A 24,432-nucleotide genomic window follows, 5' to 3' on the forward strand; every position below is an offset into this window, starting at 1 on the left:
TATTTTTGGCAACAAATAGAATAACTCATAAAAAGAAGATATAGTATCTATGAAAAAAATATTGGTTTTGTGCACAGGAAATTCATGTCGTTCTCAGATGATGGAAGTCGTTTTGAAAAAGCGGTTAGATAATTCATTGTTTTCGGTTTATAGTGCTGGTGTTGAAGCACATGGAATTAATCCCTACATGAAAAAAGCTATGGAAAATTTAGGCTATTCTCTTGATGGTCACACTTCTAATACCATGAAAGAGTATGAGGATATACATTTTGATTTAGTTTTTACGGTTTGCGATCATGCCAAAGACAATTGCCCTTATTTTCAAAATGCTACCCAACGCATTCACCATTCTTTTAATGACCCTGCAGATGCTGAAGGAAGCGATGATGAAAAAATGGTCGTTTATGAACAAGTAAGAGATGAGATTATCGCCTATTGTAATGAGATAATTAAAACATTCAATTAAAATTATCGGTAAAAGACGGCCTCGTATTTAGTAAAATTATCTAATGAGTCGTAAACAAGTATCTTAAATACGTGTTTGCCCGGTTTCAAATCCTTATCAAAATAGTGAGTGAGGCGGTTACGCTTAGGTTCGTACTCCATTAGTACCCATTTGCCATTAATTGTGGCTGTATATTTTTTTATATCAGTCTGCTCATCTTTAATTGTAACCTTGAGGTTAGAGCTTTTAATCGTTTTGCCGGGGTATATGTTTAAGCCTTTAACAACAGGCTTAATCGTATCAACTGCTACTGAAAAATCACCAAATTTTCTAGTTTTCACAGAAAGTACACCATTTTCATATTTTCCGCCCACATAGTTTATTTTGCCTTTATTATTGAGTTTACAAATGAATGCTTTTGATGCTAGAGAATCAGGCACCGTTGTTTTTACGGACAAAGAATATGCGTTATGTACCGTTGTTTCTTCATCATGAATAGAGTGAATAGGAGAGTGAAAAATATCACTTGAGTCATTAAAAACATTGTATTTGAAATATAAAGTGTCGTAAAGAGAATAACTTGGTATTTCTATTGATACCGATTCATTTTTAAAACTATTCTTCGAATTGAATGGAAATACTGAAGTGAATTTAATAGTGTCCAAAGGATGAACAGCCTCTAAATTAGGTTCAACCTTTTTGACTTTAAAACTCAATTTTGAAAGGTTTCCATAAACGTCTTTAATTCGCATTTCAACAGACTGAATACTACCATTGGGTTTTATAATTCCTCTATTAGAAACATAATCATAGATAGACAGCTTATTATTGGGTTCAATAAAGCATTTGTGAATTTTTCTTTTGTTAGCTATTTTTTCGGAATAATCTAGATGGCAATTAATATAGCGTGTTTCGTGAAATCCAAATTCCTCCATACTGTGGGAGTATATCAATTGACTATCAACTAACAGTTCTATGGAGTAAACTCCATTTTTATTTTTAGCAAAATTCAATAAATCGTAGGTGTTGATACCTAGCGCATATGGGCCACTAACTTCAATTGTTTCATCAATATAGCATGTTTTGCCTGAGCCTTTCACCTTAAAAATGGGATCTTCAAAGGTATTGTTAACTTGAGTATTTTTACTTTTGGCATATACCTTAAGTTCTTTTATTACTGGAGGTATATTGTCAATTACGTTAAAACCAAACATTAATCCGTTTTGTGGATATTGGTTTTGGCTATCTCTAATTTCAAAATGGAGATGTGGTGCGGCAGAACTTCCTGTATTTCCTGACAAGCCGATGATATCACCTTCTTTGACTCTCAATTCATCTTTTTCAGGAAATAGCTCAATATCATAGCTTTGTTGTTCGTATTGATTGCTGATCACATACTCTTGTATAGCACCATTATAGCGCATTAGGTGTGCATATACAGAGCTGTATCCATTATCATGTGTGATATAGATTGCTTTACCATAACCCCAAGGAGAAACTTTTATTCTAGATACATAGCCATCTGCAATAGCATATACCCTTAGTCCAGATTCACCTTTGGTTTTGATATCAATACCCGCATGAAAGTGATTACTTCTCAACTCCCCAAAAGTTCCAGATAATACTAAAGGAATATCTAAAGGAGGGTGAAGGTCTTGAGGGTGATTCTGACTAAAAACAAGAGTAGAATAAGATATAATAAGAGCGAGTAGGCTATTTCTTAACATCAACAAAAAATATTTATGTGTTTAAACTATAATAAAACATTCGCAAAAATAATACTATAAAAATTAACGGAATACTTTGTAATTAAGTATTGCAATGTTACCTTTGTTATTCATATCAATTGAGGAAATTTTTTGCTGAATATGAAAGTTACTATCGAGAGATTACATAATAAGTTAGAGTTATTACTCTCTAACTATCAGCAGATTAAAGAAGAGTTAAATACTTCTTCACAAAAGGTTGATGAATTATCCAAGAAACTGGAAGTTCAAAACGAAACTATCCAACAATTGAATGAAAAAAATAAGGTTTTAAAGCTTTCTTCTTCAATTCAGGGAGACGGAGACCAAGGAGATAATAAAGCTGCAAAACAAAAAATTAATGAGCTGGTGCGTGAAATTGATAAATGCATTGCCTTGTTGAATAAATGATTTGAAATTGCTCTATGCAACAACTAAAAATTAAAGTAACAGTAGCTAATAGGGTTTACCCCCTTACCATCAATAGAAAAGATGAGGAAGGTGTTCGTAAAGCTGTTAAAACTATCGAAGATAGGCTGAAGCTTTATGAAGCTAAATTTGAAGCTCGTGACACTCAAGATTTATTGAGTATGTGTTTGCTTGAAATGGCTGTTAAAGTACTTGGTGATGAGCAAAAGGTTAAAGTAGATAGTAGCCTAGAAGATCAGTTATTAGCAATGGAATCTATCATTGACAGCCACTTATAAAAAATGTTCTTTAAATAATACCCACGTCAATCAATCCAGTTTTTAAACTCAACACGTTTTTATTCGAGGACTGACTTATGCCTTCAAAAACCGGCCTCAACCTTTTAGGTTTCTTAACAGAACAGTGGACTTTTGCGATTGTGTAGCTACCTCAACCATTTTTAAAAGGAGTTTATTAGCTCATCGTTTGGTGTGGGTATTTAATTTTAAACTTAAAACAATGAATTCAATCATAATTTTGATGACTCTTACAGGAGTTTTAGTTGGTGGGGCGATATCGTACTTTATTATTAACTATAATTCTAAGAAAAAATCAAATTCAATTATAGCTGAGGCCAAAAAAGAAGCTGAACAGATAAAAAAAGATAAAATTTTACAAGCTAAAGAAAAGTTTATAGAACTTAAATCTGAGCATGAAAAGGTTATCAATCAGCGTAATCAGAAACTAGCACATTCTGAATCTAGAGTCAAAGAGAAAGAAAATAAACTTTCACATAAGTTAGGTCAAGTAAGCAATAAAGAAAAAAAGCTAGACGAAATACGTAACTCTATCTCTAGGCAACAGGAGATTCTTCAGCAAAAAGAGGAAAAATCAAATAAGCTGCTAGAAAAACAAGTGGAGGCTTTAGAGACTATATCTGGCTTATCTGCTGACGAAGCTAAAGAAGAACTCGTACAAGCTCTTAAAGATGAAGCCAAAACGAAATCGTTAGCATATGCCCAAGAGATAGTAGAAGAAGCTAAATTGACAGCTAGCAAGGATGCTAAAAAAATCATAATTCAAACTATTCAGAGAGTAGCTACTGAACAAGCTATCGAAAATTCGGTGTCCGTATTCAACATAGATAGTGACGATGTCAAAGGAAGAATTATTGGTAGAGAGGGGAGAAATATCCGATCTTTAGAAGCTGCTACTGGTGTGGAGATTATTGTTGACGATACTCCTGATGCTATACTTTTATCTTGTTTTGACCCGATAAGGCGAGAGGTTGCCCGTTTAGCTTTACATAAGCTAGTTACAGATGGTAGAATACACCCTGCTAGAATTGAAGAAGTCGTTAAGAAGACAAGAAAGCAAATAGAAGAAGAAATTATCGATATTGGAAAAAGAACTTCTATTGACTTAGGAATTCATGGTTTACATCCTGAAATGATAAGAATGGTCGGACGTATGAAATACCGTTCTTCTTATGGTCAAAACCTTTTACAACACTCTAGAGAGGTTGCTAATATGTGTGCAACGATGGCGTCTGAACTAGGTCTTAATGCCAAGGCAGCTAAGCGAGCTGGTTTGTTACACGATATCGGCAAAGTACCTGATGATGAGCCAGAATTGCCTCACGCTATATTAGGAATGAAATTAGCTCAAAAATATGGTGAAAAGGAGCATATATGTAATGCTATTGGTGCTCACCACGACGAAGTAGAAATGACGTCTATGATTTCACCTATTGTACAGGTCTGTGATGCTATTTCGGGTTCTCGACCTGGTGCCAGACGTGAAATTGTAGAATCTTACATCAAGCGAATCAAAGAGTTGGAAGATACAGCTTTAGCTTATCCAGGTGTTCTTAAATCTTATGCTATCCAAGCAGGAAGGGAGCTTAGAGTAGTTGTAGAAAGTGAAAAGATATCGGACACCGATGCGGAAAAATTATCGTTTGAGATATCACAAAAGATAGAAACAGAGATGACCTATCCTGGTCAAGTTAAAGTTACTGTTATCAGAGAAACTAGAGCAGTAAACTTCGCTAAATAGTTTTTACTTAGTTGATTTAAATAGCCTAATTAATGTTATCATTTCTTGGGCTTTTTCTTTTTTCGTTTGAAAGGTAAAAGAATGTAGTAGGTTATTTATCAAACGCTTAATAATAGCGGTGTTTCCGCAAGGCGCAAAATATTTAGATTCTTCTTTTAGTTTTTCCCTCTTTAAAAAAACTTCCAAATCTTGACGATTGAGTATTGAACCTTTACTAAACGGATTGATATAAAATTTGATAGGATCACCATTAATTTCATTTTCATCTTCAAAACCAAGGATAAAATGTTTGGGCATATTTATTCCACATATGGGTAAGCCTATTTGTTTAGCAATAATGATGTAAAGCATGGATAGGGATAAAGGGTTTCCTTTATGATTGTCAATCAGACTATTAATAAAAGAATTATCAGGTGAATGAAAATTCCTTGTATTACCTTTAAATCCATTTTCTTTGAAAAAAACATTATTAAATGCAGAGATTTTTTCCAACTCAGAATAGGCTTGTTCTACTTTAGTACTGACTTGTTGAGCTAGAGTGTAAATTTTGTTTCTGTAAAATTGTTCGTCAATATCAGGGTATTGGTATTTGCTAATAATAAACCAAGCTTCAAGTAGATTTTTATCGCTTGTTCTAATCCATTTTTTTAATGAATTAACGGTACCACTAAAATGTATTTCATGAATGATTTTTTCAGCTCTATCTTGTACAAGACTATCGAAGTTACTTTCCCAAGCATTTTCTAGTTCTGGCAATATATCAACACCTAATTCAATAAGTCTTGTTTTGACAGAATCAAAGACGTCCTTATCAGGGTCTTCCAAAAGACTAATTAAAGCGTTGAGCTCTTTATCGTTCATTTTACACCAGTTTATCTAATGCTTGTTCTATTAGATTTTCGATAGCACCTTTAGGGTTGTTGGAGTATTCATTTCTGGCTCTGTTAGCCAATATAGTACAGATAGTTAAGCAATTATGTCCCATAAGTTTGCCTAAGCCATAAAGTGCAGAAGTCTCCATCTCAAAGTTAGTTATTTTTGTGCCATTATGGTTGAAGTTAAGCAATCTTTTATGTAAATCTTCAATAGCAAAAGGGATACGCATTTTTCTGCCTTGAGGGGCATAAAACCCTGGGGCAGTAACTGTTATGCCTTGCTGATAAACTTTAAATTTATTAAGCAGTTCATTATCTGCAGAATAGACGTAAGGCTTTGACAGTTCGTTAGGCCATTTTATTTGTTGGTCAATAGCCTGTTGCATGTCCTTATCAAATTGGTTGTTAGCATAAAAATGCATAAGGTTATCAATGCCTAATCCATGAGAAGATACGACTAATGAATTTACTTCAATGTCACTTTGTATAGTTCCTGAAGTGCCTAGTCTTACTAGATTAAGACTGGTTTTTTCTTCTTTTTCTTTTGCACTATCCAAATGAGTATTCACTAAAGCGTCTAATTCGTTAAGAACAATATCGACATTATCTGTTCCTATTCCTGTAGAAACGGCGCTAATTCTCTTATGGCCTATATAGCCTGTATGGGTTACAAACTCACGATTAGCTATTTGATATTCTATACGGTCAAAGTGCTTTGATATTTCACTAACCCTACCTTGGTCACCGACTAAAAATATATCCTTTGCAATGTGTTCTGGTAATAAATTTAGGTGATAAACTCCTTTTATTTCTTTAGCGTGAGATTTCATCTTGTTTTTGTTTACTTTTGTATTAGCAAAGCTATATTAAATTATTATGACTTCTAAAGATATTATTCTCGTTCCCATAGGTTTTACCAATCAATCTATTATTGCTTTACAACAAGCAGTAGTTGTTGCAAAACATACTGATTCTGAATTATTTCTACTTTCAGTTGTAGAAATGCCTACTGCTATTCAAAAGATTTTTTCTGATTACGAAGAAAAGCAAAAGCAGTTCAAAGAAAAGTTAAGAGAAAACCTTCTTGATTTGAGTTCAAAATATTGTGATGGGGTAAAAAATGTAAAATGTATGGTAACCTCTGGTAAGATTTATGAAGAGATTATTGATGTAGCAGATTCCATTAATGCTAATTTGATTGTTATGGGTACTGATGGTACTCCAAAAGACATCAAGAAGAAGTTTATTGGATCCAATGCCAACAAAGTGGTTAGATCAGCACCATGTCCTGTTATTACAATCAAAGGTAAATCTGTAAGTACTTCCTGCGAGGTCATTGCTTTACCTTTAGATTTGAACAAAGAAACTCGTGAAAAAGTGACTTATGCTATACAATATGCAAGGTTATTCAACTCATCGATTAAAGTATTCTCAGTATCTTATGACAACGATGACGACTCTATTAAAAATAAACTGAATAGAAACCTATCTCAAGTAAACGATTTCATCTCTTCTAAGGGTATTAGTTGCAGTAAAGACTTATTAGAAATCTCAACTTCAGCAAGTTTTTCAGGTTCAATTGTCAAGTATACTGAAGATATCAACGCCGATTTGATAATGATAATGACAAAAGGAGAGGATAATTTAGATTTGAATTTCTTGGGTTCTAACGCTAGAAAATTGATTAACAAATCGGATATTCCAGTCATGAGTATTAGGCCATCTGTCAAAAAAGACACTTCTTCTTTTACTGTACAATAATTGAAAGATGTTCATAAACTTTTTGAAATTTTGAATACAGACTACACTCATTTATTAGTTTTCTTCTTTCACTAAGTTATATGAAGCTTTTATTATCTTTTTTTCTAATCCTATTTTCATTTTTAGCATTCAATGCTGATAAGGATATTGATGTACAATCTCCGCCATTTTACAATGTCGATAAGGTTTGGGTAAACCAGACCATGTCCACTATGACTTTAGACCAAAAGATTGCACAATTGTTTATGGTTGCGGCTTATTCTAACAAGGGCAAATCGCATCAAAAAGAAATAGAAAATTTAATAAGCAACTATCACATCGGCGGTTTGATGTTTATGCAAGGCGGTCCGATTAGGCAATTGCGGTTAACGAATTCTTATCAATCTTTAAGTAAAGTGCCTTTGATGATTGCACAAGATGCAGAATGGGGCTTATCTATGCGTATAGATAGCACAATTCGTTTTCCATGGCAAATGACCTTAGGAGCAATTCAAAATGACAGTTTGATTTATCAGATGGGCTTAGAAATTGCAAGACAATGCAAACGCTTGGGAGTACATATCAATTTTGCACCAGTAGTGGATGTTAATTCTAACCCTAAAAACCCCATTATTAATAACCGATCTTTTGGTGAAAACCCCTTTCGAGTAGCTCAGCAATCTTTAGCCTATATGCAAGGACTGCAAGACGGTGGAGTTTTGGCATGTGCAAAGCATTTTCCCGGACATGGAGATACGGATGCGGACTCTCATAAAACCTTACCAACTATCAATCATTCGTACGAACGCTTAGACTCTATTGATTTGATACCATTTAAGAGCTTGTTCGATAAAGGCTTAGGAAGTGTTATGGTTGCTCATTTACATATCCCTGCTTTGGACGATACCGACTCTTTGGCTTCCACTTTATCTGATAAGGTGGTCAATGGTTTGTTAAAAGATACTTTAGGATTTAAGGGTTTAGTCATTACCGATGCCTTGAATATGAAAGGGGTAAGTCAGTTTTACGAACCTGGTGAAGTCGATTTGAAAGCCTTATTAGCAGGCAACGATGTATTGCTCTTCGCTGAAGACGTACCCAAAGCCATTGAAAAAATCAAAGAAGCTATTGCCAATAGAGATATCAGTGAAGAAGAGATTGACAAAAGGTGTAGAAAAATATTGATGACCAAAAAATGGTTTGGTCTAGACAATAAAATACACCTTAATGAGAGTGATTTAATTCAAGATTTGAATCCTAAGTCTGCTATAGCCTTAAACGAATCTCTTGTTGAAAAATCCATTACATTACTACAAAACGAAGGATCATTATTGCCTCTTAAGAAGCTAGACACTTTGAATATTGCAGTAGTGAGTATAGGCGAGAAGTCCACACCTTTTCAGTCTACCTTATCCAAGTACGCTTCGATACAAAAGTTTCATCTTAAGGAGGAGCACAGTCAGAGCGAAAGAAAATCAATGTTGGACTCATTAGCCCAATATAATCTAGTTATTGCAAGTGTTCACAAATCCAACAAACACGCTTGGAAATCTTATCGAATACATCAGAATACGGATTTGTTTTTACAAACTCTTGCCTTTCAATCTAAAGTGGTGTTAAGTGTTTTTGCCAATCCCTATTCTCTGAGTGATTTGTTGATGACTTATTCTTTTGATGGTTTGATAATGGCCTATCAAAATTCTGATGAAGCACAAAATTATGCTGCTCAGTTGATTTTTGGAGGAGTAGGAGTAAAAGCTAGCTTGCCCGTATCCAACAAACATTTTAAGGAAGGTTCAGGGTTAGAGCTAAAGCCCATACGTCTTAAATATAATAGAGCAGAGAGTTTGGGAATAGATAGCGAACGCTTTCTTAAAATCGATAGTATTGTATCCGATGCTATTGACAAAGAAGCAACGCCAGGTTGTCAGATATTAGCTATAAAAGATGGTACTGTTTTTTTTGAAAAGAGTTATGGATATCATACCTACAAGAAGAAAACTAAAGTAGAGAATACGCATATTTATGATTTGGCTTCCTTGACTAAAATCATTGCTTCCGTACCATCTTTAATGCATTTAGAAGAGCAAGGACAAATTCATTTGGATAGTAGTTTGCAAAACTATATTACCCTTGCTGATACCTCGAACAAGAAAAAACTAACTCTAAGAGAGATATTAGCACATCAATCTGGATTAGCATCGTGGATACCATTTTATAAGAATACACTAGAAGAAGACGGTAGTTTGAGAGATACTTTATACAGCACCGAATATACCGATACCTTTTCTGTTCGTGTGGCAGATGGTATTTATTTGCATAGAGAATACCCAGATAGCATAATGTTTAGGATTTTGGCTACTAAGCTCAATGACAAGGAGTACAAATACAGCGACATGGGCTTTTATCTATTTAAAGATATCATAGAAAACAAATCGTCTTTATCTCTAGAAGATTTTGTAAAACAAGAATTTTATGCTCCTTTAGGATTGAGTACGATGGGTTATTTACCCAAGGAACGATTTGACAGTAGTCGCATAGTACCAACCGAATTCGATTATTACTTTAGAAGTCAGTTGATACATGGTGATGTTCATGATATGGGAGCGGCGATGCTAGGTGGTGTAGGCGGTCATGCGGGTTTGTTTTCTAACGCTAATGATTTAGGAATATTCATGCAAATGTTATTGCAAAAAGGAGAATATGGAGGTCAACGGTATTTTCAAAAATTTACTGTCAGTCAATTCACTAGCTGCCAATATTGCGAAGACGATAATAGGAGGGGAGCAGGTTTCGATAAAGCTGTTTTAGAAAATCAAGAAGGCGGGCCAGCTTGTGATTGTAGCCCATCTTATAAGGCATATGGACATACAGGATTTACAGGTACTTTGGTATGGGCAGATCCTGACGAACAATTTGTTTATGTATTTTTGTCCAACAGAATACATCCCACTTCAGAGAATAAGAAGCTGTTAGAAATGGATGTTCGCACCAAGATTATGCAAGTATTTTACGATGCAATAAGAACCGATAATTAATGAATAAAACCTTAAAAATAGGTGTGGTTTGTTACCCTACATTTGGCGGTAGTGGCATTGTTGCTACCGAATTAGGCAAGGCTTTTGCTGAAAGGGGACATGAGGTGCATTTTATTACCTACAGTAAGCCTGTACGTATGGATTGGTTTACCAAAAACATGTACTACCACGAGGTATCTGTTTCTGATTATCCATTGTTTGAATACGCTCCTTACGAACTGTTGTTATCTAGTAAGTTAGTTGATGTCGCTATCAATCAAAAGTTAGACCTTTTGCATGTGCATTATGCTATTCCTCATGCTTCGGCGGCTTATTCTGCTAAGCAAATTTTAAAATCTAGAAACATAGATTTACCATTTATTACCACCTTGCATGGTACGGATATTACCTTGTTGGGTAAGGACAAATCCTATCAGCCTGTAATTGAATTTGCCATTAATAAATCCGATGCCGTAACGGCTGTTTCGGAGAGTTTGAAAAAAGATACCTATCAATTTTTTGATGTAAAAAAAGAGATTGAAGTTATTCCTAATTTCATAGACCCTAGTTTGTACCGATTTGCTAAGGATTTAGAATTAAGATCTCAATTTGCTAAGGACGATGATGTTGTGATAACTCATATTTCAAATTTTAGAAAAGTAAAAAGGGTAGACGATGTCATTCGTATTTTTGAAGGTGTACAAAAGCAAATGTCGGCCGTATTGTTGATGGTTGGCGATGGGCCAGAATTACATCAAGTCAAGCACCTATCTAAAGAATTAGGCATTGATCATAAGGTATTCTTTTTGGGTAAGTCCAAGCGTATAGAACAAATTACCAGTATTTCGGATGTGTTTTTGTTGCCTTCAGAAACGGAAAGTTTTGGATTAGTAGCTCTTGAGGCTATGGCATCTGGTGTTGCTGTAGTGTCGTCTAATGTGGGTGGTTTGCCTGAAGTAAATATAGATGGCGTTACGGGCTTTTTAAAAGACGTGGGCGATGTTGAGGGCATGACGGCAAGTGTATTAGAAATACTTAAAGATGAGGACAATCTATCGCATTTTAAGGCCAATGCTTTGAAGCATGCTCAAAATTTTGAGTTAAGTAAGATTGTCCCATTATACGAAAGGCTGTACCATTCGCTACTACATTAGATTTTGTTAGCTCCCAACACGCTTACAATGGTAGCCTTTCTTTTGCAAGAGTTCCATTACTTTATCACGGACATTACCTTGAATAATGATTTCTCCATTTTTAGCACTACCACCTACGCCACAAGCCGATTTTAAAACTTTTCCCAAGTCCTTTAAATCCGATTCAGTACCTACAAAGCCTTTGACTATTGTAGCCACTTTACCACCTCTATTTTTTTTATCTATCCAAACCTCTAAAGATTGGTCTTGAATATCTAACGTTTCTTCTTCACTTTCGTATTCGTACTCAAAATTAGAATTGGTAGAATACATTACGCCGATTTTATTTTTTTTCTTTTTAGCCATAGGGAATGAATACTTTTAATGTTTTGGGGTGGGTATCTATGATTATTTCTTTGCCTAGGTCTACACCTTCTCCATCGAGGTGGCTTAATCCATTTTGACAAGATATTTTTGCTTTTTTGGTGCGAATAATAGTCATGTATTTGGAGTGATGTATTTTTCCTGTAAACAATTGATAAAGTAATACGGGAACCAGATAGCGTTTGAAATCTTTCAATATGCAAATATCTATGAGTCCGTCATCGGTTACGCTTTCAGGAGATATTTGTGCGCCATTACCAAATTGTGTAGCATTTGCCCATGAGATGATAACCGCATTATGAATTTGTTTTTTATCATCATATTCAATAGTGTAATCTTGAGCAGGGTAGTTAGCACACTCACCAAGTACTAATTTCACATAAGAAGAAAAGCCTCTAACTTTTGTTGTGGCGAATAGGTTGGCGATATGGGCATCGAAGCCAACACCCGAAACATTAAAGAAGGGCAAGCCATTAGCGGTACAGCTATCTATTATTTTGAAATCGGAAATGTTCAATTGCTGTATAGCTTTGTCAATATCTCTGTGCATACCAAAGTGAAAAGCAAAGCCATTACCTGAGCCGCAAGGCAGTACGGCTAAAGCCGTTTGACTTCCTAACAGTCCATTGGCACATTCGTGCATGGTGCCATCGCCACCAACAGCCACTACAACATCTATTTTTTCTGAGGCAGCCTTTTGCGCCAATTCGGTAGCGTGTTTAGGGTGTTCAGTATAGAAATAATCGAAGTCGAACTTATTTAAATCGAGGTTCTTTTCAATCTTTTTTTCTAAACGCTGTTGGTTAGCTTTTCCAGAGATGGGGTTGATGATAAATCTAATTTTCATTCACTCTCATTTGGTTAGTAATCATAGCGTTATTGAAGCTTTGTTTTATAGCTTTTAATTTATTCACAAGTTCTTGATTGTTAGGAATCGTTTCTTTAAACTTCTCATCCTTGTAGGTGGTGTATACTTCATCTTTGTTTACGAGGTAGGCCTCATTTGTTAGCATTAGGTATTCATTTTTAAGAAATGAAATTGCCCAATCCTCTTGTTTTAAAATTGATTTACCAAAACTAAAAAATTCTTTTTCATATCCTAAGATGTCCATTACTGTGGGAAATATGTCGATGTGTTGGCTTGTATTTTCTATTTTCCCTTGAATAGAATGATCACTTCTCCAGAACAGCATCGGAACGGCATATCTTCCCACCTTATTTTTGTACAATTTATTGCTAGATAGTGGTGAGGTATGATCTGCCGTGATTACGAATAAGGTGTTGTCAAACCAGTCCATCTGTTGAGCTGTTTTGAAAAATATTCTCAGTGCATTATCCGAATAGCCAATACTCTCATGAATGTCCAAATCTCCTTTAGGAAAATGATTTTCATACTTATTTGGCAATTGGTATGGTGGGTGAGAGGTCAGTGAAAAGAAGACGCTCAAAAAAGGTTTTTTCTCTTTGTTCAGTTGTTGAGCGAAATAGGTCAAAAAAGGCTCATCATAAATGCCCCAATTATTATCGTAGTCAGCGTTGTTGTTGTATTCTTCTTTGCCGTAATATTCAGCAAAACCGGCTTTTTTACTAAACTCGTAAAAGCCCATTGTTCCTTTCTCGCCACCATGGAAAAAAGAGGTGCTGTAACCTTCATCGGCTAAGATATTTGCCAAGCTAGGGTAGGAATTATTAGCATAAGAAGAAGTAATAAATGGCTCGGTCATTAGTGAGGGGATAGAGGCAGTGATAGCGGGTAAAGCCTCGATGGAGCGCACACCATTGGCATAGGCGTTGTGTACGGCCAAGCCTGATTGCATTAGGCTATCTAAAAAAGGGGTATAGCCTTTGTCATCGTTATAGTATCCAACGAACTCTTTGGAGAAACTTTCCAAAATGATTACAACCACATTCTCATGGCTTAAACCATCAGAATTAAATAGATGCCTGTTGCTATGAATCGATTGATTACCTTCTTCGAAATAACGCAGTGCTTCTAGGCTATTTTGATTGTAGGAATGCAAGATGGTAAAGGGAGTATTCAGCACCAATTCGGGGGTATTGCAAGAAGATATTACACCGGCATTAATGGGTTTTATAGGTTTCAATTGGGTACCGCCTCTTAGTCCTATCACCACACTAGCTGAAGTCAGTATAAGTATGATAAAAGCACTTTTTTGACGTTTAAATTGCAGTGGTAGATTTTTTAAGGATAGCAAAAAGACAATTTGTAGGCACGACAACAAGCTTATTTGCCAATAGTCTATAAGGTAATTGAGATATACGTTTTTAACATCGCTAGTTGTTATAAAGTCAAAAAAGTCGATAGTACTTCTTTTGAGGTTAAAAACATAAAAGACGATATCGATATTGTTGAGTAATATAAAAGGGATATTGACTAGATAAAATAAGCCGTTTATGAATCGGTTGAATAATTTGAGCTGGGGGACAAAGAAGTGAACACATAACAAAACCAAAAGCGGTAGGTTGATATATAGAATGGCAGAGATGTCAAAACGTAAACCTTCTAGAAAGGCCAATAAGGTATTTGTGCTTTCTGTACCTTTAAAATTATAGAGGTAAAATGCTAACCTACTTGTTGTATAGATTAGGCATAAGGATAAGACCCTTTTTAGAAAAGTGAGTAAATGAGGAATGCTCATAAATTATTCACAATTACAGCTATCGTTACCACAGTTGGATTTGGGTTTGCGAAGTGTTTTAATCAGATAAATGATGGCTAAGGTCACTAATGTCGCTATGATGATATTTTCCCAGTTCATTACTTGAAATTTATTGCACAAAGTAACGAATTATTCTATTTTTACTCACTTAATGAAGTGATAAGTTTATGGTATTCAATCGAAAAGGTATAAGTGACGAGCAACTTCTAGAGTTGTACAAATCCATTCTTAAACCGAGAATGATAGAAGAAAAGATGCTTATTCTTTTACGTCAAGGCAAGATATCGAAGTGGTTTTCTGGTATTGGTCAAGAGGCTATTTCGGTGGGCGTATCTTCGGCTATGGATAGCGAAGAATACATTTTGCCGATGCACCGAAACTTAGGCGTTTTCACAACTAAGGGTGTTCCTCTGAATCGCTTATTCTCACAGTTTCAAGGCAAGATGAACGGCTTTACTAAGGGCAGGGACCGTTCTTTTCATTTTGGCACACAAGAGTATAAGGTAGTAGGAATGATATCGCATTTAGGTCCACAGTTGGGCGTTGCCGATGGTATTGCCCTTGCCAACAAACTCAAGGATAACAAACAAGTAACAGCTGTATTTACAGGCGAAGGCGGCACTTCGGAAGGCGATTTTCACGAGGCTTTAAATGTGGCTGCTGTATGGGATTTGCCCGTTATTTTTATTGTAGAAAACAACGGTTATGGTTTATCTACCCCTATAAGTGAACAATTCAGGTGTGAGCAAATTGCCCATAAGGGCAAAGGCTTTGGTATGGAATCCTATACCATTGATGGCAATAACATTTTAGAAGTGTTTAAAACCATCTCTCAGCTAAGAGAAGAAATTAAGAAAAACCCCAAGCCTATATTGTTGGAGTGCATGACTTTCAGAATGAGGGGGCACGAAGAAGCCTCTGGCACAAAATACGTACCGCAGGAGAAATTTGATGAATGGTCAGTCAAAGATCCGGTCGAGAATTACGAGCAGTTTTTGTTATCTGAAAAACTTATAAACGATGAGTTTATAGCAGAGCTTAAAACCACTATAAAAGAAGAAATTAATAGTGCATTGGATACGGCTTATGCTGAAGAAGAAATTACTTCTAGCCCACAACAAGAGTTAGAGGATATGTATCAAGCCTTCGATTTTGTTGAACAGACTCCATCTGCTGATAAGATCACCAATATTAGAATGGTAGATGCTATTTCGGACGGACTGAAACAATCCATGCAAAAATACCCTAACAGCGTGGTGATGGGGCAAGATATAGCAGAATATGGCGGTGTCTTTAAAATTACCGATGGCTTTGTTGAAGAATTTGGTAAAGAAAGAGTGCGCAATACACCGATTTGCGAATCCGCTATTGTTAGTGCCTCTATGGGTTTAGCCATAAACGGATATAAAGCTATTATGGAAATGCAGTTTGCCGATTTTGTAAGTTCAGGGTTTAACCCTATTGTGAACTACTTGGCTAAGGTACACTACCGTTGGGGACAACAGGCCGATGTGGTGGTTCGTATGCCTACTGGAGCAGGAGTAGGGGCTGGTCCTTTTCATTCTCAATCCAACGAAGCTTGGTTTACTCATACGCCCGGCCTAAAGGTTGTTTACCCTGCTTTCCCTGCCGATGCCAAAGGCTTGTTGGCGGCAGCTATTGAAGACCCCAATCCGGTTATGTTTTTTGAGCACAAGGCCCTTTATAGAAGTATATACCAAGATGTTAATGATAGCTATTACACTCTAGAAATAGGCAAGGCTAACAGAATAAAAGAAGGGCAAGACGTGACTATCATTTCTTATGGCGCTGGCGTACATTGGGCTTTGGAAGTTTTGGAAAAAAACCCACATATTTCTGCCGATTTAATAGACTTGCGCACCCTAGTGCCTTTGGATAAAGAAAGTATTTTTTCTTCTGTTAAGAAGACCGCTAGGGTTATTGTCTTGCATGAAGATTGTGAAGTTGGTGGTTTTGGTGCCGATATATCGGCACTGATTAGCGAGGAATGTTTTGAATATTTGGACGCACCCGTTATGCGATCTGCCAGTTTAAATACAGCCGTACCATTTGCCAAAAACTTGGAAGATAACTTCTTAGCCAAGAAAAGCTTTGAGCAAAAACTAAATCACTTGTTGAGTTATTGAGAATAATTTGTAAATTGTCAATTCATTTAAACACAAAAAAATATGAAAGGATTAATAGTATTTAGTTTCACTTTATTATCGTTTATTTCTCTAGCACAATCTAGTTCAGACGATATTTTAAGACGTGCTGAAGTGATGCCTGTTTTTCAACAATGTGAAGACGAGCGTTATGCCGATGCACCATACCCATGCACTATGAAGCAATTGTCTGACCACATTAAAAATGCAGTGGTATTAGAAGAAACTACAGGAAAAATTACCAAATGCGTTGTTTCGCTAGTAGTAGAAAAAGACGGTAGTGTTTCTGGTGTTCAATTGCTAAGAGGCGTGTTTGTAAATGCTGATAACGAGCAAGACAAACTAGCTTTAGAAATTAAACTGAATACTATGATTACAGAAACCGTAGAAGGACTTAACTTTGTAATGCCAGCTTATCAGAATGGTGAAAAAGCTAGAGTAATGCTACAATTCTCAGCTTCTGTAAATTACTAATATATTTTTCAAAATACAGACAAAAGACCACCTCAAAGGTGGTCTTTTTTTTTGTGTCCAATTTTTGTAGATTTACTCATGTTATAAAAACAACTATGAAAAACAGGCAGGAGTGCCTTTAATAACTCGAAAATCTTAAAGCAGTAATTCATCAAATTTTTAAATTATGAAAAAATTATTATTTCTCATTTCCGTCATTTTTTTGCATTTATCGACTGTTAAAGCTCAAGAATTGGATACTATTCCAGAATCAACTAATAAAATTACAGTAGGTATCTTGCAGGCTGGAGGTTCCATTGTTGGCTACGATTTTGAGACATTGATATCTGAAAATATTGGTATTACTGTTGGTGCAGGATTCCTAGCCTATGGTGCTTCTTTACACTATCATTTTAAGCCGTCTGTAAGTTCTTCCTCATTGGCTTTCAATTATTTGCATCAAGGGATAGGAGGTAGTTATGTTCAAAGTATTTTAGGACCTTCTTATGTGTTTAAAATCAGTAAATATTTTAGTGGTCAGTTTGGAGTTGGAGGTATTGTAGGTAAAGGCCCACAATTTGATGAAGCCTATAAGAATACACAAGAACCAAACGTCGTATTTATTTACAGCTTAGGAGTGTATTTTTAGTCTAATTACTTTCCCCCGCTAGTGCGAGCATCCTGCTGGTGCTATTAAAAAAGCGACCGAAGTCGCTTTTAGAATTATTTCATACCGAATAATTTCTTTTCTACGATGATATCACTCACACCATCGGGCACACCGTCTTGCCAACCGTCTTGTTTCTTCTTTATTTTGTACAAGATATCTCTAGAGAAAATCTGCAGAACGTTTTTCTTAAAGTCAAGGTCTTTAATTCTTCCGTTGGTGAGTAAATAGTCGTACAAGGGTCTCAATCGTCTGTGAATAGGAATATTCTTACTATTCAACAGGGTATCCTCAGCACCTGCTTGGTAAGGGTAGAGGTATATTTTTAAATCTCTAGTAAAGAGGATGCCAAAAGCTTCTAGTATTCCACCATTGAGATTGCGGTAATATTTGTCATCAAAAATTTCTAATAGGTTGTTTACACCAATAATTAAGCCCATACGTGCTTTGGTGTAATTGGAAAAATATTCTATCAGCTTATAATACTTTCTGTAATTGGAGATGAGTACGGTATGTCCTAAAGAACACAGTATGTCGGCTCTATCTAAGAAATCCTTTTCATCAATATCGCCTTCCATTTTCAGATTGCTCAATGTGATTTCAAAGAGGAGTTGTACATTGTCTTTCTTTACTTTATTTTCTTCAATGAAAGCCTTATAACCGTTTTCCATCATGTCCATATTGACCTTAGTAACTGGTCTGAAACTACCTCGTATAGTAAGGATGTTTTTCTTGTAAAGAACATCAGAAGGTTGTTGGTTTTTGCCATCGGGGCCAAAGATAACGGCATCGGTCATGTTTTCTTTTACTAGCGTAAGACTAAGTAAGCGGTTATCTACATCTTCAAAGTCTGGACCTTCCATATGTATCATGTCCATTTCCACATTATCTCTAGTGAGGTTGTCGTAAATGGATTGTATGAGTTTCTTAGGTTCGTTGTAGTGATTGAAACAGCCGTAAATAAGATTAGTACCCATGATACCAATAGTTTCTTGTTGTAGCTTGGCATCGTTGTCGTTCAGTCTAACGTGGAAAATCACCTCGTTATATCCTTTATTTGGATCGGTCTGAAAGCGACAACCCATCCAGCCGTGACCTTTTACCGTTTTAGAATAATTAATGGTCGCTAAGGTATTGGCAAAGGTGAAGTATTTTTTATCGGGGTGTTCGCTTCTTTGAAGTCGGCTCTCTATAAGTCCATATTCTTGGTTAAGTATCTTTTTAAGTCGAGAGCGAGAAACATATCGACCATCTATCTCTTTGCCATAGATGGCATCGCTAAAGTCTTTATCGTATGCCGACATGGTTTTGGCAATGGTACCAGAGGCACCACCTGCTCTGAAGAAATGCCTAACGACTTCTTGTCCAGCTCCAATTTCTGCAAAAGTCCCGTAGATGGCACTATCAAGGTTGATTTGGAGAGCCTTCTGGGTCGGGGATAAGACAACTGCTTTTTTCATACTTAGATACTTTACAGCAAATGTAAAAACAGAATGTTAAATAACAACTATAATAATCTTATTTTTAGGCAAAATTTTAAAAACGAATGAAAATCACTTTTTTAGGAACAGGAACTTCTCAGGGTGTGCCAGTTATTGCATGTGATTGCGAAGTGTGTTTGTCTGATAATCCTAAGGATAAAAGATTGCGTACCTCGGTAATGATTGAAAGCGACAACACAACGGTTGTTATCGATACAGGTCCAGATTTTCGTCAGCAAATGCTTAGAGAAAACGTTCAAAAGGTAGATGCTGTAGTCTATACTCACGAACATAAGGACCATGTGGCAGGTATGGACGATGTGAGAGCTTTTAATTTTAAGTTCAAGGTCGATATGCCTATATATGCTAGCCAAAAGGTGCAGGAGGCTTTAAAACGTGAATTTCATTACGTTTTTTCTTCTTTTCAATACCCCGGTATTCCTAAGGTTGTTTTGAATACTATTGATGCCCAATCAGAATTTAAAATTGGCGATATCCCATTGCGTAGCATTGAGCTGATGCATCATAAAATGAGGGTCTTGGGTTTTCGAATTAAGGACTTGGTTTATATCACTGATGTTAATTATATTGATGATAAACAATTAGAAAAGATAATGAACTGTAAAATACTTATAGTCAGCGCATTAAGAAAAGAAAAACACATTTCTCATTTCAGCTTGGACGAGGCTATTGAACTGTCAAAAAGAGTTCGTGCAAAGTCGGTTTATTTAACGCACATCAGCCACCTAATGGGCAAACACGATATCGTAAATGCTACCCTCGACCCCCATATTCAATTGGCATATGACGGACTGAGTATTGAATTTTAAAGGGTACTCATTTTACCTTTAACCGTTCCCCAAACTTTAGTTTTAAAGGTTTTGTTTATAAAGGGGCTGTTTTTGGATTTGGAAACAATTGCCGCTTCATCAAAAGTCCATTCATCGCTAGTACTGAAACAACATAAATTAGCTTCTGAACCTTCTTCAATAGTAGGGCTTTCTATATCTAGCAATTTCCTAGGGTTGTGAGTCAGCGCATCGATAATGGTATTGAGTCCCAACTCTTTTTGTAGCTCACAAGCTAGTGGCAATACGGTTTGAGCACCTATGATACCGAAATTGGCGTTGTCAAAGGTGAGTATTTTATGTTCTACATCCTCTGGGCAGTGGTCGGAACAGATAGCGTCAATAGTGCCATCTTTCAAACCTTTTAGTAAAGCGTCGATGTCCGCCGATGTTCTTAGAGGAGGAAACACCTTGTAATTGCTATCGAAAGTAGCACATTCTTCATCTTTAAGAATCAGGTTGTGTATCGCTACATCGGCAGTGATATTGACCCCTTTTTTCTTGGCAGCTCTTAGCATATCCACGCTTTTCTTAGTAGAAATTCTACTAGCGTGTAGTTTACCTTTGGTGTACTCTGCTAATTCTATATCTCTAGATAACATAACTTCTTCAGCAAGAGCAGGTATGCCTTTAAGACCTAGCTTAGTGCTTATTACACCTTCATTCATCTTACCATCCGAACTGATGGTCTTATCGTTAGGCTGATTCATAACCACCCCATTGAAGTTTTTGGTATAAAGAAGAGCCAGTTTCATTACGTCAGCCTTTTGTACGCTGTTTCTGTCGTCCGTAAAGGCTTTTGCACCCGATTGATTCATCTCGAATAGTTCGGTCAAATTTTCTCCTTGATTATCCACTGTAATATTTCCAGCAGGTATCACATCTACGATACTTCCAAGTGTAGCATTACGGATATAGTCAACCTGTACCTTAGTGTTGGTGCTAGGATTGTTGCTAGGCATATACAATACGCTAGTAAATCCGCCTTTGGCAGAGGCTTGAATACCGGTAATTAAATCTTCTTTCCAGTCGTGTCCAGGATCTCTAAAATTAACGTGCAAATCAAATAAACCCGGACATAGGTGCAGACCTTTTCCTTGAATAATTTTACACTTTTTGGGCGGAGTGACAGATTTGCCAATGGATTCAATGATTCCTTTATTTACCAATACATCAACAGTCTTGTTGTTGAACTTAGATTGTGAATCTATTACTTTAACGGATTGAAATAAAATGCTCATAATAATCGTATTAAAAGGGTTTCTACCAATAAAAAGAATAAAGCCAATAGGATACAGCTTAGCCACAGAGGAATTCCCGTATTTAACTGCTGTAGATAACGGCTTAGATTGTCAATTTCATTTTCTAAGAAAAATACATTGGCCTGTTTTTCACTAATACTTCTTAGCTTTTCACTATCTAACAATGAAAGGTTACTTTCTAATCGGTTGTAGTTAAAGCTCAAATAAGCCAATGTTGTTTTGTTGTTGTCCTTGAGTCTATAATGGTTTGCTTCAGATATTTGATTGCTAACCCATAGTCCATTTGGGCTAATTTCAGGGATAAATTCATAGGTGTCATTCGATAGACTCATCGGACTCTCAAAGCCAGTGGTCGAAATGCCTATATTTTCTTGACCTATGGTATAGAATAAATCTTGTTTTCCACCAGAATGAGAGGCTATATTGTATAGTATTGGCACAAATAAAGCGTGTCGGCTAAAATTACCGAAAGTTTCGTCTAAGCCTACCGTAGAAAGATAGACTTTGCCTTTAGCATAAAGATATTCGTTGAGAAAACCATTTTTGTTTTCAAGTTTAAGAAGAGGGATGCCATTGGTACGACTTCGTTGACTTATGGGGTAATACTGTTTCAATTCGGGGAAGTTCAATCGGTCTTCAACTTTTTCAAATACACCGTCAAATAGAGGGTGTTTGTTATCTAACGATTGAATATTGATACTACTTTCCATTAATTCTCCATAGGTATCAATATTCATCAGATAGCTAAACTCGTCATAGCTTTCCTGCTTGAGGTCAGAGTGGGGGAATATAAGTACGCTAGAGCCTTTTTCTACGGCTGTTTTAAGACTTTGCTGTAAGCCAGAAGATAGTTCCTCTAATCCGTCTAAAATAATGAGTTGAGATAGGTTCAGACGAGCGTAATCAATCTGTTTTACACTATGCTGAGAAAAATTGAAGTAATCGTCATCTTTAAAGAGTTTAGCAATAGAGGCTTGAGAGGTCTTGCCATAAATGTGTTGAACATTAAGTTGTGGCTTCACTTCAAAACTGAAATAGAAGTTATCATCAAAACTAATAGGATAATCTTGTAAGCTTACTATTCCGTTGTGCCAACCTAACGTATTGACGTTGAAATTGAGTTCTACAATACTTTCATTTGCAATTTCTTTACTCGCAATCGCTTTTTGTTGGCCATTGACTTCCAAGCGTATATTCAAATCCCTTTTCTCGTCGGAGTTATTGTTTTTAACTCTAGCATAGAGTGTTATGTTTTGTTGTAGTTGTGGGTTAGGGGTATTGAGCCAACAGCTATCGATATAAAGGTTGGCGTTTTTGTATGGATTAACAGGAATAAAACGAACAGAATAAATCGAGTCTTTAGATTCTATGTTTATATCAGAAATGCTTTTTTGAAAGTCTGAAATAATGTAAATATCCTTTTTGTCGGCAGTACTTTTTTCTAGTGTATTTTTTTGGCGTTTGTAAATTTGATTTAGACTGTGGGTATGTGCCGAACTCTCGATGGCATTCAAGGCCTTAGAGAATAATTCTTTATTCAGTGCTCTTTGTTGAATTCCTTTAAAATCGTTGTTTAAAATGTAAAATTCGTCAGAATTAGAATAGGCCTCAACAATACTTTTAGCGTGTTGCTTTGCCGTTAGAAGTAGTCGACCGTTTTCATTTTCAGCATCCATACTGAAGGAGTTATCAATATAAATACTAACGGCATGTTTTTGGGCTTGTTGGCTCGATTCATCAACAGGAATGTAGGGTTGAGCAAAGGCCAAAACAAGGGCTATAATTGCCAATATCCTAGAGAGTAATACCAAAAGGTGTTTGAGCTGTGATTGGGATTTCGTTTTTTCTTTTACAGACTTTAAAAACTGAACATTAGAAAAGTAAACCGTTCTGAATTTTCTGAAATTAAATAAATGAATAATGATAGGAATTGCTACAAGAGCGAGGGCGTACAAAAATTGAGGGTACAGGAACTTCATTAAATAGCAAAGATAATACAAAAAGTAATAGGCTAATCATTTTTAATTGGGGGCGGGTTGAAGTTTTTGAATACATGATTCATATCAGCTTTTCTGAACTATATAGGCGCAATATTTGTTGAGTTTTTTTGAGTGTAGCTTCCTTAATAGTTAGGATAGAATTAATTGAATAATAAAATAGTTATGTACCAGCATTGGAAGAAATTAACAGATAATAACATCAAATCTAAAGTGTTTGATGCTCTAGAAAATAATGTGAATTACGATAAGGAATATATTTTAGGTATTCCTGCCTCTTTTTTGGATGATAAGATTTTTAATCAAGATTCTTCATTCCTAAAAGAAGCGCCTTTTATGTCTACATTAATACAAAACCCCAATCATATTGGTTGCCATACATTAGGTAATTCTGAACGCTATTATAGTGGAACTCAGAAAATAGAACAAGAATTACTAGATATATGCGCTGTTGATATTTTAAAGGGTGAGAGTGGTAAATACGATGGTTATGTAGCATCTGGAGGGACAGAAGCTAATTTACAAGCCATTTGGACGTATAGGAACTACTATCAAAACGTTAAGGGAGCAAAAAGAGAAGAAATAGCAATATTATGCAGTTCAGATAGCCATTATTCAATGGATAAGGCGGCTAACCTTTTAGTATTGGATATTTACAAAATAGATGTGGATAGTGATAATAGAGAATTGATAGATATAGATGTAGCTATGCTTAAAGCTCAAAAGGACGGAAAGAGCTATTTTATAGTCATAGCTAACATGATGACAACCATTTTTGGTTCGGTTGATAATGTAACTTATTTGACAGACGAGCTTTTGCGATTGAATTGTAACTTTAAGCTGCATATAGATGCGGCTTTAGGAGGGTTTTATTATCCATTCACACACAAGGACAGTCAAATGACTTTTGAAAACCCACATATTAGCTCCTTTACTTTAGATACTCACAAGATGGCTCAAGCCCCTTATGGTACGGGTATTTTTCTTGTTCGTAAAGGTTTAATCAATCATATCCGAACACAAGAGGCTAGCTATATTCAAGGCGAAGATTTTACGCTCTGAGGTAGTCGATC

21 protein-coding genes are annotated in these 24,432 nt (G+C 35.9%); 12 read left to right on the plus strand and 9 right to left on the minus strand.

What is annotated here, in order from left to right:
* The first annotated feature begins 49 nt into the window (after positions 1 to 49).
* Positions 50 to 466: an arsenate reductase ArsC gene (locus tag P8I29_06950; GenBank protein MDG1917529.1), complete on the plus strand. Its 417-nt coding sequence runs from the start codon at positions 50 to 52 to the stop codon at positions 464 to 466.
* Between the two features lie 2 nt (positions 467 to 468).
* Here P8I29_06950 and P8I29_06955 read toward each other — a convergent pair whose 3' ends face one another.
* Positions 469 to 2,172: a M23 family metallopeptidase gene (locus P8I29_06955; GenBank protein ID MDG1917530.1), complete on the minus strand. Its 1,704-nt coding sequence runs from the start codon at positions 2,170 to 2,172 to the stop codon at positions 469 to 471.
* 141 nt (positions 2,173 to 2,313) lie between these two features.
* Between P8I29_06955 and P8I29_06960 the strand changes: the two genes are divergently transcribed.
* The 3 genes from P8I29_06960 to rny all read left to right on the plus strand — a co-directional run bounded on the left by P8I29_06960 (position 2,314) and on the right by rny (position 4,656).
* A complete protein-coding gene (locus tag P8I29_06960) occupies positions 2,314 to 2,601 on the plus strand; it encodes a hypothetical protein (protein ID MDG1917531.1) in 288 nt (95 codons plus the stop codon).
* A gap of 14 nt (positions 2,602 to 2,615) precedes the next feature.
* Positions 2,616 to 2,897, plus strand: coding sequence for a cell division protein ZapA (locus tag P8I29_06965; GenBank protein MDG1917532.1), 282 nt, complete (start codon positions 2,616 to 2,618; stop codon positions 2,895 to 2,897).
* A gap of 220 nt (positions 2,898 to 3,117) precedes the next feature.
* Entirely contained in the window at positions 3,118 to 4,656 is a 1,539-nt protein-coding gene (gene rny / locus P8I29_06970) for a ribonuclease Y (GenBank protein ID MDG1917533.1), read from the plus strand.
* Between the two features lie 3 nt (positions 4,657 to 4,659).
* Here rny and P8I29_06975 read toward each other — a convergent pair whose 3' ends face one another.
* The gene (locus tag P8I29_06975; protein ID MDG1917534.1) at positions 4,660 to 5,517 is read right to left on the minus strand and encodes a transglutaminase-like domain-containing protein; all 858 of its coding nucleotides are present in this window, start codon (positions 5,515 to 5,517) and stop codon (positions 4,660 to 4,662) included.
* Between the two features lies 1 nt (position 5,518).
* On the minus strand, positions 5,519 to 6,361 hold the full coding sequence (locus P8I29_06980; protein ID MDG1917535.1) for a nucleoside phosphorylase: 843 nt from the start codon (positions 6,359 to 6,361) through the stop codon (positions 5,519 to 5,521).
* A 46-nt stretch (positions 6,362 to 6,407) separates the two neighbouring features.
* Here P8I29_06980 and P8I29_06985 point away from each other — a divergent pair, with 46 nt between their 5' ends.
* The 3 genes from P8I29_06985 (at position 6,408) to bshA (ending at position 11,442) form a co-directional block, all read left to right on the plus strand.
* The gene (locus tag P8I29_06985) at positions 6,408 to 7,292 is read left to right on the plus strand and encodes a universal stress protein (GenBank protein ID MDG1917536.1); all 885 of its coding nucleotides are present in this window, start codon (positions 6,408 to 6,410) and stop codon (positions 7,290 to 7,292) included.
* Between the two features lie 80 nt (positions 7,293 to 7,372).
* A complete protein-coding gene (locus tag P8I29_06990; GenBank protein MDG1917537.1) occupies positions 7,373 to 10,309 on the plus strand; it encodes a glycoside hydrolase family 3 N-terminal domain-containing protein in 2,937 nt (978 codons plus the stop codon).
* Complete coding sequence (bshA, locus tag P8I29_06995; protein MDG1917538.1) at positions 10,309 to 11,442, plus strand: N-acetyl-alpha-D-glucosaminyl L-malate synthase BshA; 1,134 nt, start codon at positions 10,309 to 10,311, stop codon at positions 11,440 to 11,442. The genes P8I29_06990 and bshA overlap by 1 nt, the downstream gene beginning before the upstream one ends.
* Positions 11,443 to 11,448: 6 nt before the next feature.
* Here bshA and P8I29_07000 read toward each other — a convergent pair whose 3' ends face one another.
* Genes P8I29_07000 through P8I29_07010 form a run of 3 tightly spaced genes read right to left on the minus strand, consistent with a single transcriptional unit; the run spans position 11,449 to position 14,465 of the window.
* On the minus strand, positions 11,449 to 11,787 hold the full coding sequence (locus P8I29_07000) for a translation initiation factor (GenBank protein MDG1917539.1): 339 nt from the start codon (positions 11,785 to 11,787) through the stop codon (positions 11,449 to 11,451).
* A complete protein-coding gene (locus P8I29_07005) occupies positions 11,780 to 12,652 on the minus strand; it encodes a diacylglycerol kinase family lipid kinase (GenBank protein ID MDG1917540.1) in 873 nt (290 codons plus the stop codon). Before P8I29_07005 ends, P8I29_07000 begins: the two co-directional genes overlap by 8 nt.
* Entirely contained in the window at positions 12,642 to 14,465 is a 1,824-nt protein-coding gene (locus tag P8I29_07010; protein ID MDG1917541.1) for a sulfatase-like hydrolase/transferase, read from the minus strand. Before P8I29_07010 ends, P8I29_07005 begins: the two co-directional genes overlap by 11 nt.
* 188 nt (positions 14,466 to 14,653) lie before the next feature.
* Between P8I29_07010 and P8I29_07015 the strand changes: the two genes are divergently transcribed.
* The 3 genes from P8I29_07015 (at position 14,654) to P8I29_07025 (ending at position 17,753) form a co-directional block, all read left to right on the plus strand.
* The gene (locus tag P8I29_07015) at positions 14,654 to 16,633 is read left to right on the plus strand and encodes a dehydrogenase E1 component subunit alpha/beta (GenBank protein ID MDG1917542.1); all 1,980 of its coding nucleotides are present in this window, start codon (positions 14,654 to 14,656) and stop codon (positions 16,631 to 16,633) included.
* A 42-nt stretch (positions 16,634 to 16,675) separates the two neighbouring features.
* Positions 16,676 to 17,125 carry a hypothetical protein gene (locus P8I29_07020; protein ID MDG1917543.1) on the plus strand — a complete coding sequence of 150 codons (450 nt, stop codon included), beginning with the start codon at positions 16,676 to 16,678 and terminating at the stop codon, positions 17,123 to 17,125.
* 166 nt (positions 17,126 to 17,291) lie between these two features.
* On the plus strand, positions 17,292 to 17,753 hold the full coding sequence (locus P8I29_07025) for a hypothetical protein (protein ID MDG1917544.1): 462 nt from the start codon (positions 17,292 to 17,294) through the stop codon (positions 17,751 to 17,753).
* 74 nt (positions 17,754 to 17,827) lie between these two features.
* Here P8I29_07025 and P8I29_07030 read toward each other — a convergent pair whose 3' ends face one another.
* Positions 17,828 to 19,231 carry a TonB-dependent receptor gene (locus P8I29_07030; protein ID MDG1917545.1) on the minus strand — a complete coding sequence of 468 codons (1,404 nt, stop codon included), beginning with the start codon at positions 19,229 to 19,231 and terminating at the stop codon, positions 17,828 to 17,830.
* An 86-nt stretch (positions 19,232 to 19,317) separates the two neighbouring features.
* On the opposite strand from P8I29_07030, the gene P8I29_07035 reads away from it, so the two are divergent.
* A complete protein-coding gene (locus P8I29_07035; GenBank protein ID MDG1917546.1) occupies positions 19,318 to 20,082 on the plus strand; it encodes an MBL fold metallo-hydrolase in 765 nt (254 codons plus the stop codon).
* Here the strand turns inward: P8I29_07035 and P8I29_07040 are convergent.
* Positions 20,079 to 21,341: a dihydroorotase gene (locus P8I29_07040; GenBank protein MDG1917547.1), complete on the minus strand. Its 1,263-nt coding sequence runs from the start codon at positions 21,339 to 21,341 to the stop codon at positions 20,079 to 20,081. The genes P8I29_07035 and P8I29_07040 overlap by 4 nt on opposite strands.
* Entirely contained in the window at positions 21,338 to 23,341 is a 2,004-nt protein-coding gene (locus P8I29_07045) for a BatA domain-containing protein (protein MDG1917548.1), read from the minus strand. The genes P8I29_07040 and P8I29_07045 overlap by 4 nt, the downstream gene beginning before the upstream one ends.
* 165 nt (positions 23,342 to 23,506) lie before the next feature.
* Between P8I29_07045 and P8I29_07050 the strand changes: the two genes are divergently transcribed.
* On the plus strand, positions 23,507 to 24,421 hold the full coding sequence (locus P8I29_07050; GenBank protein ID MDG1917549.1) for a pyridoxal-dependent decarboxylase: 915 nt from the start codon (positions 23,507 to 23,509) through the stop codon (positions 24,419 to 24,421).
* Positions 24,422 to 24,432: the final 11 nt, after the last annotated feature.

It is taken from the genome of Flavobacteriales bacterium (assembly GCA_029248105.1).
Lineage (GTDB): Bacteria > Bacteroidota > Bacteroidia > Flavobacteriales > UBA7312 > UBA8444.

Bases quoted from the DNA above. Each gene is read 5' to 3' on its own strand.
- P8I29_06950 (MDG1917529.1), top strand. From the start codon at position 50: ATGAAAAAAATATTGGTTTTGTGCACAGGAAATTCATGTCGTTCTCAG.
- P8I29_06960 (MDG1917531.1), top strand. From the start codon at position 2,314: ATGAAAGTTACTATCGAGAGATTACATAATAAGTTAGAGTTATTACTC.
- P8I29_06985 (MDG1917536.1), top strand. From the start codon at position 6,408: ATGACTTCTAAAGATATTATTCTCGTTCCCATAGGTTTTACCAATCAA.
- P8I29_07020 (MDG1917543.1), top strand. From the start codon at position 16,676: ATGAAAGGATTAATAGTATTTAGTTTCACTTTATTATCGTTTATTTCT.
- P8I29_07040 (MDG1917547.1), bottom strand. From the start codon at position 21,341: ATGAGCATTTTATTTCAATCCGTTAAAGTAATAGATTCACAATCTAAG.
- P8I29_07010 (MDG1917541.1), bottom strand. From the start codon at position 14,465: ATGAGCATTCCTCATTTACTCACTTTTCTAAAAAGGGTCTTATCCTTA.
- P8I29_07005 (MDG1917540.1), bottom strand. From the start codon at position 12,652: ATGAAAATTAGATTTATCATCAACCCCATCTCTGGAAAAGCTAACCAA.
- P8I29_07045 (MDG1917548.1), bottom strand. From the start codon at position 23,341: ATGAAGTTCCTGTACCCTCAATTTTTGTACGCCCTCGCTCTTGTAGCA.
- P8I29_06980 (MDG1917535.1), bottom strand. From the start codon at position 6,361: ATGAAATCTCACGCTAAAGAAATAAAAGGAGTTTATCACCTAAATTTA.
- P8I29_06990 (MDG1917537.1), top strand. From the start codon at position 7,373: ATGAAGCTTTTATTATCTTTTTTTCTAATCCTATTTTCATTTTTAGCA.
- P8I29_07000 (MDG1917539.1), bottom strand. From the start codon at position 11,787: ATGGCTAAAAAGAAAAAAAATAAAATCGGCGTAATGTATTCTACCAAT.
- P8I29_07015 (MDG1917542.1), top strand. From the start codon at position 14,654: ATGGTATTCAATCGAAAAGGTATAAGTGACGAGCAACTTCTAGAGTTG.
- bshA (MDG1917538.1), top strand. From the start codon at position 10,309: ATGAATAAAACCTTAAAAATAGGTGTGGTTTGTTACCCTACATTTGGC.
- P8I29_07025 (MDG1917544.1), top strand. From the start codon at position 17,292: ATGAAAAAATTATTATTTCTCATTTCCGTCATTTTTTTGCATTTATCG.
- P8I29_06975 (MDG1917534.1), bottom strand. From the start codon at position 5,517: ATGAACGATAAAGAGCTCAACGCTTTAATTAGTCTTTTGGAAGACCCT.
- P8I29_06955 (MDG1917530.1), bottom strand. From the start codon at position 2,172: ATGTTAAGAAATAGCCTACTCGCTCTTATTATATCTTATTCTACTCTT.
- P8I29_06965 (MDG1917532.1), top strand. From the start codon at position 2,616: ATGCAACAACTAAAAATTAAAGTAACAGTAGCTAATAGGGTTTACCCC.
- rny (MDG1917533.1), top strand. From the start codon at position 3,118: ATGAATTCAATCATAATTTTGATGACTCTTACAGGAGTTTTAGTTGGT.
- P8I29_07035 (MDG1917546.1), top strand. From the start codon at position 19,318: ATGAAAATCACTTTTTTAGGAACAGGAACTTCTCAGGGTGTGCCAGTT.
- P8I29_07030 (MDG1917545.1), bottom strand. From the start codon at position 19,231: ATGAAAAAAGCAGTTGTCTTATCCCCGACCCAGAAGGCTCTCCAAATC.